This window comes from Enterobacter sp. RHBSTW-00901 (assembly GCF_014103115.1).
In the GTDB taxonomy this organism is placed as follows: domain Bacteria; phylum Pseudomonadota; class Gammaproteobacteria; order Enterobacterales; family Enterobacteriaceae; genus Enterobacter; species Enterobacter cloacae_P.
Window position 1 is genome coordinate 2,080,061 of the sequence record NZ_JABXPB010000001.1, and the last position, 16,485, is coordinate 2,096,545.

The following is a 16,485-nucleotide window of genomic DNA, read 5'->3' on the forward strand; positions in this document are numbered from 1 at the left end:
ACTCTCCCCTTAAGCCCCCTGTATGGTTCTGATGCGCGTGGCATCTTCCCCCGGCGTAACGCCGAAGTAGCGCTTAAACTCCCGACTAAACTGCGACGCACTTTCATAGCCCACCCGCATTGCCGCGGCACTGGCCTTCATGCCATCGTGGATCATCAGCATGCGTGCCTTATGCAGCCGGTAGGTTTTGAGATATTGCAGCGGCGAGGTGCTGGTCACTGATTTAAAATTATGGTGAAACGCCGAAACGCTCATGTTGGCCTCTGCCGCCAGCTGGTCAACACTCAGGTTTTCCGTGTACTGGCTTTCAATGCGCTTGAGGACGCGGCTGATCAGGCTGAAATGCGTCTGGCGGCTCACCAGCGCCAGTAACGCACCGCCCCCCGGCCCCAGCAGTACATGGTAGAGAATTTCGCGAACGATCTGCTTGCCAAGAATGCGGGCATCCAGCGGCCTGTCCATCACGTCCAGCAGACGCTCAATGGCGCAGAGGATCTCTTCCGATAACGTTGCCGAGTTAATCCCGCTCGCCGCCATCGATGGCTGGAAAAGCTCATCTTCGCCAATCTCCATCAGCAGTTCCTGCAGCTGGAGAATATCAACATTAACGCGAATACCCGCCAGTGGAACCGCCTCTGTCGCGAAAGTTTCACATTCAAAGGGTAAAGGTACTGTCAGCAGCAGGTATTCGTTGGTGTCATAACGGAATACACGCTCATTGATATAGCCAATTTTATGGCCCGAAAAGAGAAAAACGATGCCCGGCTGGTACATCACCGGCGTGCGTGTCCCGGGCTTCGTCCCGTAGAGCAGGCGAATATCTGGCAGCAGATTATCTGGCATCTTTTCTTTATCTATCAGCCTCTTAATCTGAGAAGTTAGCTGAAGACAGATCGCTTCACGGTTCATGTTGAGTTACTCCGGGTACGGTTTCCGACCCTGACAGTGTGCGCAGTTTTCCCCATTTTCTCCAGTGCTCTGTAGAAATGGGCAAGACATCGGCAGGAATGTGCATTGAGAGGATAGCCCCGGCCAGCCACAATGTGCAGCATCAGGTAGCCATCTCGCCACCACGGTTTTTCACCCACTATAGGGAACGAACAATGAACAACTTTATTCTCCACACCCCAACCCGCATCCTGTTTGGTAAAGGCGCTATCGCCGACCTGCGTGCGCAGATCCCGGCTGACGCCCGCGTGCTGATCACCTACGGTGGCGGCAGCGTGAAAAAAACCGGTGTGCTGGATCAGGTGTACAGCGCCCTGCAAGGTCTGGACGTCCGTGAGTTCGGTGGTATTGAGCCGAACCCGTCTTATGAAACGCTGATGAACGCAGTAAAAATCGCCCGCGAAGAGAAAATCACCTTCCTGCTGGCAGTTGGTGGCGGTTCTGTTCTGGACGGGACGAAATTCATCGCCGCTGCGGCACATTATGCCGACGGTATCGACCCGTGGCATATCCTCGAAACCCGCGGCAGCGACATCAAAAGCGCAATCCCGATGGGCTCTGTTCTGACCCTGCCAGCCACTGGCTCAGAATCCAACAAAGGTGCGGTTATCTCCCGTAAAACCACGGGTGACAAACAGGCCTTCATGAACGAACACGTTCAGCCAGTGTTCGCTATTCTGGATCCGGTTTACACCTATACCCTGCCTGCACGCCAGGTGGCTAACGGTGTGGTCGACGCCTTTGTTCACACCGTTGAGCAGTACGTGACCTGGCCGGTAAATGCCAAAATTCAGGATCGTTTCGCAGAAGGTATTCTGCTGACGCTGGTCGAAGAAGGCCCGAAAGCGCTGAAAGAGCCAGAAAACTATGACGTGCGTGCCAACGTAATGTGGGCGGCAACTCAGGCCCTTAACGGCCTGATCGGTTCAGGTGTGCCACAGGACTGGGCAACCCATATGCTGGGCCATGAACTGACGGCCATGCACGGTCTGGATCACGCCCAGACGCTGGCGGTGGTTCTGCCTGCATTGTGGAATGAAAAACGTGACACCAAACGCGCCAAACTGCTGCAGTACGCTGAGCGTGTGTGGAATATCACCGAAGGTTCTGACGATGCGCGCATTGATGCTGCTATCGAAGCAACCCGTAACTTCTTTGAAGCGCTGGGCGTCCCAACGCGCCTCTCCGGTTATGGCCTGGATGGCAGTTCCATCCCTGCTCTGCTGGCAAAACTCGAAGAACACGGCATGACTCATCTGGGCGAGCACGGCGACATTACGCTGGACGTGAGCCGTCGCATCTACGAAGCGGCACGCTAAGCGTTTTTGTCATCCCGCCTTTCGTTTTTTGACATTTCGTCCAGACTTAATGCACATACACCATCGGGGGTTCGCCCCCCGATGGATGGCAAATGAAGGAGGAATAATGGCAAACCAAACCGTAATCAGGCTTCAGGATGGCAACGTAATGCCCCAACTGGGGCTCGGCGTATGGAAAGCCGGTAACGACGAGGTCGTCTCCGCCATTCATAAAGCACTGGAAGTCGGCTATCGGTCAATTGATACCGCCGCCGCGTACAAAAATGAGGACGGCGTGGGTAAAGCACTGGCCAGTGCTGGCATGCCCCGCGATGACCTTTTCATTACCACCAAACTGTGGAATGACGATCAGAAACGCCCCCGCGAAGCCTTGCAGGAGAGCCTGGATAAGCTTCAGCTCGATTTCATCGATCTCTACCTCATACATTGGCCGGTTCCGGCCATCGATCATTATGTGGAAGCCTGGGAAGGGATGATTGAGCTACAGCGGCTTGGGCTGGTGAAAAGCATCGGCGTCTGCAATTTCCAGATCCACCACCTGCAACGTCTGATTGACGAAACAGGTGTTGCGCCGGTTATCAACCAGATAGAGCTACACCCGCTGATGCAGCAGCGTCAGTTGCATGCCTGGAATGCGACCCACAAGATCCAGACCGAATCCTGGAGCCCTCTTGCACAGGGTGGCGAAGGCGTTTTCGATCAGAAAATTATTCGCGAGCTGGCGGATAAGTACGGCAAAAGTCCGGCGCAGATTGTCATTCGCTGGCATCTGGACAACGGCCTGGTGGTGATCCCGAAATCGGTCACGCCCGCGCGCATCGCCGAGAACTTCGACGTCTGGGATTTCCGCCTGGACAAAGACGAGCTGGGCGAAATTGCGAAGCTGGATCAGGGTAAGCGGCTAGGACCCGATCCGGATCAGTTTGGTGGGTAAATAGAAAACCCCGGCTTGCCGGGGTTTTTCTTTTACGCTTTACGCTTCACTGGCTTCTTCGCACTGGAATTGCCGTTCGAACGCTGATGCACAATCGGCGTGTGCTTGGTCAGCGCCGGACGCGTATTGCGGTTCTGACGGCGCGCTTCGCGCATTTCGTCCAGCGTCGGAGCTGGCACCAGACAGTCGCGACGCGAACCAATCAGGTGTTTTTTACCCATCTCTTCCAGTGCCTGGCGGATCATCGGCCAGTTAGCCGGATCGTGGTAACGCAGCAGCGCTTTATGCAGACGACGCTGCTTATCCCCTTTCGGCACCACCACGTCTTCACTCTTGTAACCAATCTTACTCAGCGGGTTCTTGCCGGTGTAATACATGGTCGTCGAGTTTGCCAGCGGTGACGGATAGAAGTTCTGCACCTGATCCAGACGGAAGCGACGCTGTTTCAGCCACAGCGCCAGGTTCACCATATCTTCATCACGCGTACCCGGGTGCGCAGAGATGAAGTACGGGATCAGATACTGCTCTTTACCCGCCTGCTTCGAGTAGGTATCGAACAGCTCTTTAAAGCGATCGTAACTCCCCATGCCCGGCTTCATCATTTTGGACAGTGGGCCTTCCTCGGTGTGCTCCGGGGCAATCTTCAGATAACCACCGACGTGGTGCGTTGCCAGCTCTTTGATGTAGCGCGGATCTTCCACGGCAATATCGTAACGCACGCCAGAGGCAATCAGGATCTTCTTGATGCCCTTCAGGTCACGTGCGCGGCGATAGAGGTTGATCGTTGGCTCGTGGTTGGTGTCCATATGCTCACAAATGCTCGGATAGACACAGGAGAGACGACGACAGGTTTGCTCCGCACGCGGCGACTTACAGCGCAGCATGTACATGTTGGCGGTTGGACCGCCAAGATCGGAGATCACGCCGGTAAAGCCAGGGACCGTGTCGCGAATCGCTTCGATCTCGTTGACGATAGAATCTTCAGAGCGGCTCTGAATAATACGGCCTTCGTGCTCGGTAATAGAGCAGAACGAGCAACCGCCGAAGCAGCCGCGCATAATATTGATAGAGAAGCGGATCATCTCATAGGCCGGAATACGGCTTTTACCGTATGCCGGATGGGGTACACGCTTATACGGCAGCGCAAAGACGCTGTCCATCTCTTCGGTTGAGAGTGGGATCGCCGGCGGGTTAACCCAGATATAACGTTCACCGTGTTTTTGCATCAGCGCGCGTGCGCATCCCGGGTTGGTTTCGTGATGCAGAATACGGGAGGCATGAGCGTAAAGTACCTTGTCGCTTTTGACCTTCTCGAAGGACGGCAGCAGCACATAGGTTTTTTCCCACGGTTTAGGACGCGGAGGCTGAACGACAATAGTTTTCGCTTCTGTTTTCTTCGGCTCAACCGGTTTGTTATCTGCACACGGCAGATCTTCGCCGTACGGATGCGGGATCGGGTCAATTTTGCCCGGCATATCAATGATGCGGGAATCCACCCCGCTCCAGCCCGGCAGTGCCTCTTTGACCATAATCGCGGTGTTACGCACGTCGCGGATGTTGCCTACAGGCTCACCCTGCGCCAGACGGTGCGCAACTTCCACCAGCGGACGTTCGCCGTTGCCAAAGATCAGCATGTCGGCTTTGGAATCTACCAGCACCGAACGGCGCACGGTGTCAGACCAGTAATCATAGTGTGCGGTACGGCGCAAGCTCGCCTCAATGCCCCCGAGAATGACGGGCACATCTTTCCAGGCTTCTTTACAGCGCTGAGTGTAGACCAGCGTGGCACGGTCAGGACGTTTACCCGCCACGTTATCGGCGGTGTAGGCGTCGTCATGACGCAGCTTACGGTCAGCGGTGTAACGGTTGATCATCGAGTCCATGTTGCCAGCGGTGACACCGAAGAACAGGTTTGGCTTACCCAGACGCATAAAGTCGTCTTTGCTGTTCCAGTCAGGCTGAGAAATGATCCCGACACGGAAGCCCTGTGCTTCGAGCATACGGCCACAAATCGCCATGCCAAAGCTTGGGTGGTCAACGTAGGCATCGCCCGTGACCAGAATGATATCGCAGCTATCCCAGCCCAGTAGGTCCATCTCTTCACGGGACATCGGCAGGAACGGAGCCGGCCCAAAACAAGCAGCCCAGTACTGGGGCCAGGAGAAGAGGTCACGATCCGGCTGGATCAGGGAAATTGCGCTCATAATGCTTCCGAAGAAAAAATAAACAAAAGGAGCGGGATTATACGCTGTTACTCCGCCATAAATGAAGAAAAGGATGCACACATAAAACATAAAATCATGGAAGTTGTTAAAATACCGCGCATTGGCAATTTTGGATCATAATATCCACTATATTCTTCCGGTAACCAGCCACCGGAATGTGTTCTGGCACGGAGTTTATTTGTGAAGTTCAATGACTCGTTAAATGTTTCCCAACTGCGGGTGGTGCTCCATCTTTGCGGTTTTTTGGTGCTTCTCTACAGCCTTTCCATGCTGCCTCCAATGGTCATCGCCCTGATAAACAAAGAGCGTAACTTTTTCACGTTTTTAAGCACCTTTTTAACGTTCTTCACTCTCGGCGGCATCGCATGGCGGGCCACACGACACGCCGGAATACAGCTGCGCACCCGCGATGGCTTTGTGATTATTGTTCTGTTCTGGCTCCTGTTTTCATTTATCAGCGCCATGCCAATGTGGCTGGATGATGGGCTGCATCTCTCGTTTGCCGACGCTCTTTTTGAAGGGGTTTCAGGTATCACCACCACGGGCGCAACGGTGATTGGTGACGTCAGTGCCCTGCCGAAATCGTATCTTTACTACCGCGCGCAGCTTAATTTTATTGGTGGCTTAGGGGTTATCGTTCTGGCCGTGGCGGTACTGCCCTTACTGGGGATCGGTGGCATGAAACTGTATCAGTCAGAAATGCCAGGCCCGTTTAAAGAGGAGCGACTCACACCGAGGCTTGCCGATACCGCCCGTACGCTGTGGGTCACCTATCTCATTCTTGGCATTGCCTGTACGCTGGCCTACTGGCTGGCAGGCATGCCCTTCTTCGATGCGCTCTGTCACGGGCTTTCAACCGTCTCTCTGGGCGGTTTTTCGACCCGCAGCGAGAGCATCGGTTTTTATGACAGCAATGCGATTGAAGTTGTCGCTGGCCTGTTTTCACTGCTCTCCGCATTCAACTTTACCCTGTGGTATGTCGTGATTACCAGGCGCACATTCAAACCGATTCGCCGCAGCCCTGAGGTTAAATTCTTTCTGGCAGCCGCTACGGTTATCATCGCGATCACGGCCTGGCAGGTCTGGCATGCGGGGATGTACAACGCCACCGATAGCCTGGTTCACGCCTTCTTTCTGGCCAGCTCAATGATGACGGATAACGGCCTGTCCACGGCCGATTATGCAAAATGGCCCGCTCACACCATCTTCCTGTTGTTGAGTGCCAGCTTTTTTGGCGGCTGCGTTGGTTCAACCTGCGGCGGGATCAAAGCCCTGCGCTTCCTCATTATGTTCAAACAGAGTGTTCAGGAGCTGAACCAGCTGGCACATCCCAGAGCATTGTTGAGCATCAAAGTGGGCAAAAGCGTGGTGAATGAACGCGTTCTGCGCTCGGTGTGGAGCTTCTTCTTTCTCTACGTGATGATCACGGGTCTTTTCGTCTGGATGCTGAACCTGATGGGGTACGATCTGTTTACCTCATTTGCAACCGTGGCGGCCTGCATCAACAATATGGGGCTGGGATTCGGGGAAACGGCATCGACGTTCGGCACGCTAAAAGAAGAGGCCAAGTTGCTGATGTGCGCGGCAATGATTCTGGGTCGACTGGAAATTTACCCGGTACTGATCCTTTGCTCACGTTTCTTCTGGCGGGCATAAGCCATTCCCGGCAAGCCGGGAATGTCACAGGTTACGGCGCGGGGTTCACCAGCATTTGTCCTACGGACCCCCTGTCCATCATCTCCAGCGTCTGGCTGTGGAACAGGAACGGGAAGTGCGGCCACGAAGGCTGGCCATAGTAGACGAGCAGCTCGACCTGTCCATCCACCCAGACGGTATCTTTCCAGCCACGGTCTTCCGGGAAGGGCATCGCACCGTTAACGTTGCGAATAAGGAAGCTTACCCCTTCAATGTGGAACGACTGCGGCATGTCCGAGCGTACCGTCCAGCGCTCCCAGGTTCCCTGCTGTGCGGTGATATCAATGCGCTTGACGTCCCACAACGCACCGTTAATGCCCGGATCATCACCCAGGTGGATCTCACGGCTACGTACCGGCGAACCGCTCATGATCTCCTGCGGCAGCAAGCGCATTGGCAAGCTATCGGTCACCAGCGGCAACAGGCCCGTTGGTCGCAGGGTCAGCACCAGCGTGGAGACCAGAATGCTCGACGGCTCAAAGAAACCACGAATACGGTCAACGATGCTCGCCGCTTCACCGCAGGTGATCGACACTTCATCCCCGTTGGTCATATCAATGAGAATTTCACGGCGTTCACCTGGCGCGAGCGCAAGCTGTTTGACGGAAACCGGCGCAGGTAAAAAGCCCTGATCACCTGCAACCACGTGCAATGCCCGGCCATCGCTCATCTGCAGCTGATAGCGACGCGAGTTAGAGGCGTTAAGCAGACGCAGGCGCACCCAGCCGCGCGAGACGTCGACATACGGGCTTTGCGCGCCGTTAACCAACAGCGTGTCGCCGACAAAGCCACCGCTGCCCGGCTCACTGTATTCCGGCGTACCGAAGTTATCCAGACGTTTGTCCTGGATAATGACCGGGAAGTCATCCACACCATAGTGGTTCGGGAGCGGCAGGGATTTGCTGACGTCGTCTTCCACCAGCCACATCCCGGCCAGGCCGTTGTAAACCTGCTGAGCGGTGCGGTTAGGCGTGTTGGCGTGGTACCACAGGGTGGACGCGCCCTGACGAATAGGCAGCACGGGGGCCCAGTCGGCATTTGGTGACATCATGCGAGCAGCACCACCAATCAACGGCCCTGGTACCTGCAACCCGCTGATGGTCATGGCGACATTTTCGGACGTACGGTTACTGTAGATCAGCTTAACGTCATCGCCATTCCACACGCGAATGGTTGGCCCAAGATAGCGCCCGTTAATCCCCCAGACAGACGCTCGCGTTCCCTGAGTAAACGACCAGTGGCCGCGCTGTAGCGTCAGGAAAAGCGGCTGCCCGCGACGGGATTCAATTAACGGCGGAATGGGCAGCGGCTGTTGCTGCCCGGCGGCGTTGGCTGTCAGCGGTATTGCGCCTGCACAAAGGGCGATCCCCGAAGCCTGAATAAACTGACGCCGACTGAGTGACATATAAGCTCCATCTGAAACGACTAACAACGCGGGAATTCGTTTTCCCTTTTAACGCCGGTTTATACCTTACCGGCGGCTTCTCTCTCTGCGACTTCTTTGTCGAGCAATGCAATATGTTGAGCCATCAGTTCACGGCAGTGTGCTGCCAGCTCGCGTACCTGATCTTTACCGTATTTACTGGTATCCACCGGCGGCAGCATTTCGACAATCACCAGCCCGTTATTCAGGCGGTTAAGATTAATCTTATTAGAAGTATTAGAAACACACACTGGAATAATTGGAACGCCTGCCGCAATTGCTGCATGAAACGCACCCGTTTTGAATGGCAGCAAGCCACGGCCACGGCTACGCGTCCCTTCCGGGAACATCCAGATAGAGATTTTGCGCTTTTTAAAGTGATTCACCACTTCCGCAATGGTGCTGTGTGCTTTTGCACGGTTGTTGCGGTCGATAAGCAGGTTACCGGTAAGCCAGTACAGCTGGCCAAAAAACGGGATCCACAGCAGGCTCTTTTTCCCCACGGTCACCGTCGGTGGCAGAACGATGTTTGCGGCTGTCACCATATCGTAGTTGTTCTGATGGTTAGCGATATAGATGGCGTTACCAAACTGCTCTGCGCCTTCAGGAATACGTTTTTCAACCTTCAGGCCAAATAACGGTGCAAGACGGCCAAACATGTGGCCAAAAGTGGCGACATGCTTCGGATTACGCGGGCTGAACAGGCAATAAATGCAGCCGAAAACACAGACCAGAATGCAATAGATAACGGTAAGAATAAGACGAACAATGTATAGCATAGCGACCTCTGAAGCCCCAACAGCTGACAATTATACTTCACCTGTGGCCAGGTAAGGACTTTATTACGAGCGCGTATTGTTAATCGCAACGCATGAATTAACAACGTTTTTGCGGGAAATTTTACTGAAATACCCCCTCCGGGAAAGAGGGGGTCAGAGCCAGATTACTCTTCGCTGTCGCCCGCGTGGCTTCGCGCAGGAGAGTCAATCTCCACGCGGTCGATGCGCTGCAGGCCGCGCATCAGTGAGCCACGGCGACCGCGCTCACCCACCACTTTCTGCAACTCTTCCGGACGAAGTTTGATTTTACGCTTGCCCACGTGGATGGTCAGCGTACTCTGCGGCGGCAGAATAAAGAGGTGCGCCAGGCCATCTTCGCCTTTTGCCGCTTCCGCCGACGGGATATTGATGATCTTGTTGCCCTTCCCTTTCGACAGTTCCGGCAGGTCGCTGACCGGGAACATCAGCATTCGCCCGGCGGTGGTGATCGCCAGCAGCATGTCGCTCTCGTTCTCAATCACCAGCGGCGTCATGACGTGCGCGTTATCCGGCAGGCTAATCAGCGCCTTACCGGCACGGTTGCGCGACACGAGATCGTTAAAGGTACAGATAAAGCCATAACCCGCGTCGGAGGCCAGCAGCAGTTTCTGCTCATCGGCTTCCATCAGCATATGGTCAACCGTCGCCCCCGGCGGCAGCGTCAGCTTGCCGGTCAGCGGTTCACCCTGTCCACGCGCGGAAGGCAGCGTGATGGGGTCAATGGCGTAGCTGCGGCCCGTGGAATCGATAAATGCCACCGGCTGGTTGCTTTTCCCTTTCACTGCCGCTTTGAAGCTGTCGCCCGCTTTGTAGCTCAGCCCAGGCGCGTCGATATCATGCCCTTTGGCACTGCGCACCCAGCCGCTCTGGGACAGCACAATCGTCACCGGCTCTGACGGCTGCATGTCGTGCTCGTTCATCGCCTTCGCTTCTTCGCGCTCATGCAGCGGAGAACGACGGTCATCGCCAAAGGCATCGGCATCGGCCTGCAGCTCTTTCTTCAGCAGGTTGTTCATCTTGCGTTCGGACGCCAGGATCGCCTGCAGCTGATCGCGCTCTTTTTCCAGGTCGTTCTGCTCACCGCGGATCTTCATCTCTTCCAGTTTGGCGAGATGGCGCAGTTTCAGCTCAAGGATCGCTTCGGCCTGGGTTTCACTAATGCCAAAACGCGACATCAGCGCGGGTTTCGGTTCGTCCTCGGTACGGATGATCTCGATCACTTCATCAATATTGAGGAACGCCACCAGCAAACCTTCAAGGATATGCAGGCGCTTAAGCACTTTTTCCAGACGATGGTTCAGACGACGGCGCACCGTATCGCGGCGGAAAGTCAGCCACTCGGAGAGGATCTCCAGCAAGTTTTTCACCGCCGGGCGACCGTCCAGACCAATCATGTTCAGGTTGATGCGGTAGCTTTTTTCCAGATCGGTCGTCGCGAACAGGTGGTTCATCACCTGCTCCATGTCGACGCGGTTGGAGCGCGGCACGATCACCAGACGGGTCGGGTTCTCGTGGTCAGATTCATCGCGCAGGTCGTCCACCATCGGCAGCTTTTTATTGCGCATCTGAGCCGCGATTTGCTCCAGCACTTTCGCACCAGAAACCTGATGCGGCAGCGCGGTGATCACCACCGCACCGTCCTCTTTGGTCCACACCGCGCGCATACGCACGGAGCCACGACCGTTCTGGTAGATTTTGCGGATTTCCGCGCGCGAAGTGATGATTTCGGCTTCGGTTGGGTAGTCCGGCCCCTGAACGATATCCAGCAGCTCATCCAGCGAGGTTTTCGGCTGTTCAATCAGGGTGATGGCGGCTTTCGCCACTTCACGCAGGTTGTGCGGCGGGATGTCCGTCGCCATACCAACCGCAATACCGGTGGTCCCGTTCAGCAGGATGTTCGGCAGACGCGCAGGCAGCATTTTCGGCTCCTGCATCGTACCGTCGAAGTTTGGCACCCAGTCGACGGTTCCCTGACCCAGCTCACCCAGCAGCACTTCAGCATATTTAGACAGACGGGATTCGGTATAACGCATCGCCGCGAAGGATTTCGGATCATCCGGCGCACCCCAGTTCCCCTGCCCGTCGACCAGCGGGTAACGGTAAGAGAACGGCTGAGCCATCAGTACCATCGCTTCGTAGCAAGCGCTGTCACCGTGCGGATGGTATTTACCCAGCACGTCACCGACGGTACGGGCGGATTTCTTGAACTTGGCGCTGGCGCTCAGCCCCAGCTCAGACATCGCATAGACGATGCGACGCTGGACGGGCTTCAGGCCATCACCGATAAACGGCAACGCCCTGTCCATGATGACGTACATGGAGTAGTTCAGGTAGGCGTTTTCCGTGAATTCATGTAGCGCGAGGCGCTCTGCCATATCGCTCATTACGTGTGATTCCTCAACTCAGAAACCGATGGGTTTCAGGCAATATTGCCGCAGATACTACCCTATCTGCCGTGTTGAGTCACAAAGAAAAAGGGCCGCTTAAGCGGCCCTTTCTGGTGCATTGCAGATACGCATTACCGATATTTAATTTATTAGCGTTTCTTTTTACGTTTAAATAATCAGCAGCGTTTACTGCTTAATGTGATAAATAGCAGGTTAATTATTTGGCCTTATCGTTACGCTTTTCCATGATGAAAAACCTCATTCAGGGAAAATAGATGAGCCATCTTATTTATTTAACGCTTGAGGGTGAGATTCAGGGGAAAATTTCTGCTGGCTGTGGTTCGCAAGCCTCCATCGGCAACCGCTATCAACTGGGGCGTGAAGACGAAATTCAGGTCTTCAGCCTGACGCAGGTGGAAAGCGGCTCGCCGGGTGGCATTCACCACCACGGGCTGAATTTTTGCAAACTCCTGGATAAAAGCTCTCCGTTACTTTGCAATGCCATTAATAATAATGAACGCCTGAAGATGACGTTTGATATTTACCGAACAAATAGATATGGGCGACTGGAAAAATATTATCTTATCGAACTTCGTGGCGCGACGATGCAGTCCATTCATCAGCAATACAGAAGGGATAATTTACATTACGAATATATTTCGGTGAATTACGATTATATCCTGTGTCGCCATCTGATAGCCGGTACCGAGTTTGATTACCTGCTGACGCCGGAGAATTACGGCCGTCTTTTTCCGGTAGTGCAGAAAACGCGGCTTCCGCCAGAGCCACCGGAGCGTAAGGTGACGCTGGTGCTGGGAATATTCTTCGACGGCACGGGCAATAACGCAGTGAACACGCAAAGCATGCTCGAGACGCTTCAGGCGCAGCACTATGATATCGATAACCTGGACGCGGAAAGCATTCTTGCCAGAAATGCGTCAGAGAAGATGGGGGTTAACGGCATTGGGGCAGGCAGCTATCTGGGGTACTACACGAATATCTACTGGCTGAATGAGTTGTATGAGCAAAAATTTCCACCAGAAGGCTGCTACATTCAGGGTTTTGTCTATGTTGAAGGGATTGGCACCCGGGCAGGTGAACCCGATGACCCGATAGGACTGGGGCTGGGAACCGCAGAGACGGGGATTATTGCTAAAACCGACGACGCGGTTAAGCGACTGGCTAAAGTGATAGATGCCACCTTAACGTTGCTGAAAGGGAAGTTTGTCGTCGAGAATCTGCTGTTTGATATCTTTGGTTTCAGCCGGGGTGCGGCCGCAGCCCGCCACTTTGCTAATCGTGTACAGGAAAAAGATCGCAGCATTCTCAATGCCATATCGACAGGTATGCGCAAATTTACCTATCGCGGCACGTCGACTGTTAATACCCGCTTTCTCGGCATTATGGACACCGTGGCCGCAGTTGGCACGGTGGGGAACGGTCTCAACCCACACAGCGCCGATACGGGCAGCGTCAATATCGTTCTGCGTCCCGGCGTGGCGCAGAAGGTGTTTCACATCACCGCCGGACATGAATGCCGCTATAACTTCGCCCTAAACAGCGTCGTTCCCGCCTGGCCGGAACTGGAACTTCCCGGCGCACATTCTGATATCGGCGGCGGTTATCTGCCGCAGCTTCGCGAAGATCTCTTTCTGACCCGTCCGCGGGTTGAAACGCTGCCTCTGAGCCAGCCCGACGCACAGTCCCGCGTCTACCATCAAGCCATGGCGCAATTACAGGAGATGGAGCATTCACCGGCCATCATGCCTATAGCACATTCTCACACCATCGCGCCCGAAGTCTGGGAGGACGATTTTGCCCCTGCCGACCGCTACAGCCAACCGCAGAAACGTACTTTTGCTGCACTGGCGTTACGCCATCGCACTGTGAGATATGACTGGTCGAAGGTGGTATTGCGGGTCATGGTCGATGCGGCGATAGAGACGGGGGTGGTGTTTATGGATGTAGAGAAGATTATCAAGCATCACATCCCTGATGAATTAAAACCGTTTTGTGTACACCTCTGCAAAGCCTTCGATACCCCTGTTGAAGACTATATACAGTCCATTGAAGAGATCAGCAAAGGCAGAACCTACCCCTACGGGAACTGGGATTAACAGACAAAAAAATGCCGCACGTTGACCGGGCGGCATTATTTCAAGTCAGTCAGGCGTTACTGGTTAAGCCTGATAACCTGCTTCACGTCGATTTCAAACTCGTTCCACCCTTTATCAACCTTACCCTGGATTTCAACTTTATCCTGCGGGGTAACGGTCACGCCGTTCCAGCGCTTGTGGTCAATCTCCACGTTTACCGTACCGGTCTCATCGCGGAACATATAGCGGTCATCGGACAGGCGCTCGGTGATGTTCCCGCGCAGTTTCACCCAGCTGTCGTCCTGCATCTCTTTCACTTTTACGGCTGTAGTGAGATTGGCGTTATTATCGACAAACCCGCCCTGTTGGGTTTGGGTTTGCGTCTGGGCAGGTGTGGCTGACGGGCCGTTAAATCCACCCTGAGCAGCAAAAACGGGGGCTGTGGTCATCATCATGATGGCGGTAATCGCAGCGAATTTTTTCATCTTAATCTCTCCCTTTAATATCGTTTCGCAGTGCATTAAACCGGGTAATACTTAACAACTTCTTAAGGGAAAAATTTATTTATTATTGCTGTACAGCAAGCTATTGCAGAGGGTTTACTGACGTTATCAAGGAGGGCGTTATGCGCATTTTACTGGTAGAAGACGACAAGTTAATTGGCGATGGCATCAAAGCGGGCCTAAGCAAAATGGGGTTTAGCGTGGACTGGTTTACCGACGGGAAAACCGGGCAAACCGCGCTGTATACCGCCCCCTATGATGCCGTGGTGCTTGACCTGACGCTACCGGAAATTGACGGTCTGGAGATCCTGCGCGCCTGGCGTGAAAGCGGACGCAGCGAGCCAATACTGGTGCTGACCGCACGGGATGCGCTTAACCAGCGCGTCGAAGGTTTGCGTCTGGGGGCGGATGATTACCTGTGTAAGCCATTCGCCCTGATTGAAGTGGCGGCTCGCCTTGAAGCACTGGTGCGCCGTAGCCACGGCCAGACGCGCAATGAACTTCGTCACGGCAAGGTGACGCTCGATCCGGCAAGCCTCGTTGCGAAACTTGAAGGTGAAACGCTGGCTCTCAAACCCAAAGAGTTTGCCCTGCTGGAGTTGCTGATGCGCAATGCAGGCCGCGTGCTGCCGCGCAAGCTGATCGAGGAAAAACTCTACACCTGGGATGATGACGTCTCCAGTAATACCGTGGAAGTCCATGTGCATCATCTGCGCCGTAAGCTTGGCAGTGAATTTATCCGCACCGTTCACGGCATCGGTTATACCCTGGGTGACGCATGAAACTGACCCAACGCCTGAGCCTGAAGCTGCGCCTGACGCTGCTTTTTTTGGTGTTGTCCCTGGCCGCGTGGTTCGCCGCAAGCATCGTTGCCTGGCACCAGACCACCCGCAAGCTCGATAAGCTGTTTGATACCCAGCAGATGTTGTTTGCCAAACGGCTGCTGGCGATGGATCTGAACGAGATCCAGGCTCCCAAACGGATGTCCGACATCCCCAAAAAAGTGAAACATGGTCGTCTGGACGATGACGCGCTGGCCTTCGCCATCTACACCCCCGACGGAAAAATGGTGTTGAACGACGGTGAAAACGGGCGCGACATTCTGTATCACTATCGCCGTGACGGTTTTGACAACGGGCAGCTTAAAGACGACAAGGATGAATGGCGTTTTTTATGGCTTACCTCACCTGACGGGAAGTATCGCGTGGTCGTCGGCCAGGAGTGGGAATACCGCCAGGAGATGGCGCTGGATATCGTCAGCTCACAGCTCACGCCGTGGCTGGTGGCACTGCCCGTGATGTTGCTGTTGCTTATCGTCCTGCTCAACCGGGAGCTGCAGCCGCTGAAAAAGCTGGCGAAGACCCTGCGCTCGCGCTCACCGGATGCCACCGACACGCTCTCAACGCAAGGTGTTCCCGCAGAAGTACGCCCCCTGCTTGACTCGCTGAACCATCTGTTTACGCGCACCCAGGAGATGATGACCCGTGAACGGCAATTCACCTCGGATGCCGCCCACGAACTGCGCAGCCCGCTGGCTGCGTTGAAGGTGCAAACCGACGTGGCGCAACTGTCGCGGGATGATCCGCAGGCGCAGGAAAAAGCGCTGACCCAACTGCACGCCGGTATCGACCGGGCATCCCGGCTGGTGGATCAGCTCCTGACGCTCTCACGCCTGGACTCGCTGGATAATCTGGACGACGTCGAACCGATTGTGATGGCCGATTTACTGCAGTCGGCGGTGATGGATATCTGGTACCCGGCGCAGCAGGCAGGCATTGATATCCGCCTGAATATCAACGCCCCGCAGGTTAAACATACGGGTCAACAGCTGCTATTGAGCCTGCTGGTCCGTAACCTGCTGGATAACGCCGTGCGTTACAGCCCGCGCGGTAGCGTGGTCAATGTGACGCTGGACACCCACAGCTTTACCGTGTGTGACAACGGCCCGGGGATTTCTCCCACGGTACTGGCACGTCTCGGCGAGCGCTTTTATCGCCCACCAGGACAGGAGGCGACCGGCAGCGGGCTGGGGCTCTCTATTGTCAGGCGTATTGCTGCCCTGCACGGTATGCGCGTATCGCTGGAAAATGCCGATGGCGGTGGATTCAACGTGAAAATTAGCTGGTAATCCATTATT

At 54.9% G+C, this 16,485-nt stretch carries 12 protein-coding genes; 6 read left to right on the forward strand and 6 right to left on the reverse strand.

Translation table 11 applies throughout. The features are described 5' to 3' along the window. Positions 1-9: 9 nt before the first annotated feature. Complete coding sequence (locus HV318_RS10000) at positions 10-909, reverse strand: AraC family transcriptional regulator (protein WP_182272634.1); 900 nt, start codon at positions 907-909, stop codon at positions 10-12. 194 nt (positions 910-1,103) lie between these two features. Here HV318_RS10000 and yqhD point away from each other — a divergent pair, with 194 nt between their 5' ends. Together yqhD and dkgA are read left to right on the forward strand one after the other, a co-directional pair. Further along, positions 1,104-2,267: an alcohol dehydrogenase gene (gene yqhD, locus HV318_RS10005; RefSeq protein ID WP_182272635.1), complete on the forward strand. Its 1,164-nt coding sequence runs from the start codon at positions 1,104-1,106 to the stop codon at positions 2,265-2,267. Positions 2,268-2,373: 106 nt separating this feature from the next. After that, complete coding sequence (gene dkgA / locus HV318_RS10010) at positions 2,374-3,201, forward strand: 2,5-didehydrogluconate reductase DkgA (protein ID WP_182272636.1); 828 nt, start codon at positions 2,374-2,376, stop codon at positions 3,199-3,201. Between the two features lie 32 nt (positions 3,202-3,233). On the opposite strand, the gene HV318_RS10015 is transcribed toward dkgA, so the two are convergent. After that, on the reverse strand, positions 3,234-5,405 hold the full coding sequence (locus HV318_RS10015; protein WP_524537204.1) for a YgiQ family radical SAM protein: 2,172 nt from the start codon (positions 5,403-5,405) through the stop codon (positions 3,234-3,236). 201 nt (positions 5,406-5,606) lie between these two features. Here HV318_RS10015 and HV318_RS10020 point away from each other — a divergent pair, with 201 nt between their 5' ends. After that, positions 5,607-7,082, forward strand: coding sequence for a TrkH family potassium uptake protein (locus HV318_RS10020; RefSeq protein WP_182272638.1), 1,476 nt, complete (start codon positions 5,607-5,609; stop codon positions 7,080-7,082). A gap of 31 nt (positions 7,083-7,113) precedes the next feature. On the opposite strand, the gene ftsP is transcribed toward HV318_RS10020, so the two are convergent. The 3 genes from ftsP to parC form a co-directional block, all read right to left on the reverse strand. Continuing rightward, positions 7,114-8,526 (reverse strand): cell division protein FtsP, encoded by a 1,413-nt coding sequence (ftsP, locus tag HV318_RS10025; RefSeq protein ID WP_182272639.1) that lies wholly within the window; start codon positions 8,524-8,526, stop codon positions 7,114-7,116. Positions 8,527-8,585: 59 nt separating this feature from the next. Next, positions 8,586-9,323 (reverse strand): 1-acylglycerol-3-phosphate O-acyltransferase, encoded by a 738-nt coding sequence (gene plsC / locus HV318_RS10030; protein ID WP_182272640.1) that lies wholly within the window; start codon positions 9,321-9,323, stop codon positions 8,586-8,588. Between the two features lie 164 nt (positions 9,324-9,487). Continuing rightward, positions 9,488-11,746, reverse strand: coding sequence for a DNA topoisomerase IV subunit A (parC, locus tag HV318_RS10035; protein WP_182272641.1), 2,259 nt, complete (start codon positions 11,744-11,746; stop codon positions 9,488-9,490). Between the two features lie 278 nt (positions 11,747-12,024). Between parC and tssD the strand changes: the two genes are divergently transcribed. Beyond that, positions 12,025-13,866, forward strand: coding sequence for an Hcp family type VI secretion system effector (gene tssD / locus HV318_RS10040; RefSeq protein WP_182272642.1), 1,842 nt, complete (start codon positions 12,025-12,027; stop codon positions 13,864-13,866). A gap of 56 nt (positions 13,867-13,922) precedes the next feature. Here the strand turns inward: tssD and HV318_RS10045 are convergent, their stop codons facing one another. After that, positions 13,923-14,330: a YgiW/YdeI family stress tolerance OB fold protein gene (locus HV318_RS10045; protein WP_182272643.1), complete on the reverse strand. Its 408-nt coding sequence runs from the start codon at positions 14,328-14,330 to the stop codon at positions 13,923-13,925. 140 nt (positions 14,331-14,470) lie between these two features. Here HV318_RS10045 and qseB point away from each other — a divergent pair, with 140 nt between their 5' ends. Together qseB and qseC are read left to right on the forward strand one after the other, a co-directional pair. Continuing rightward, positions 14,471-15,130 carry a quorum sensing response regulator transcription factor QseB gene (gene qseB / locus HV318_RS10050; RefSeq protein WP_182272644.1) on the forward strand — a complete coding sequence of 220 codons (660 nt, stop codon included), beginning with the start codon at positions 14,471-14,473 and terminating at the stop codon, positions 15,128-15,130. Then, the gene (gene qseC / locus HV318_RS10055) at positions 15,127-16,476 is read left to right on the forward strand and encodes a quorum sensing histidine kinase QseC (RefSeq protein WP_182272645.1); all 1,350 of its coding nucleotides are present in this window, start codon (positions 15,127-15,129) and stop codon (positions 16,474-16,476) included. Before qseB ends, qseC begins: the two co-directional genes overlap by 4 nt. Positions 16,477-16,485: the final 9 nt, after the last annotated feature.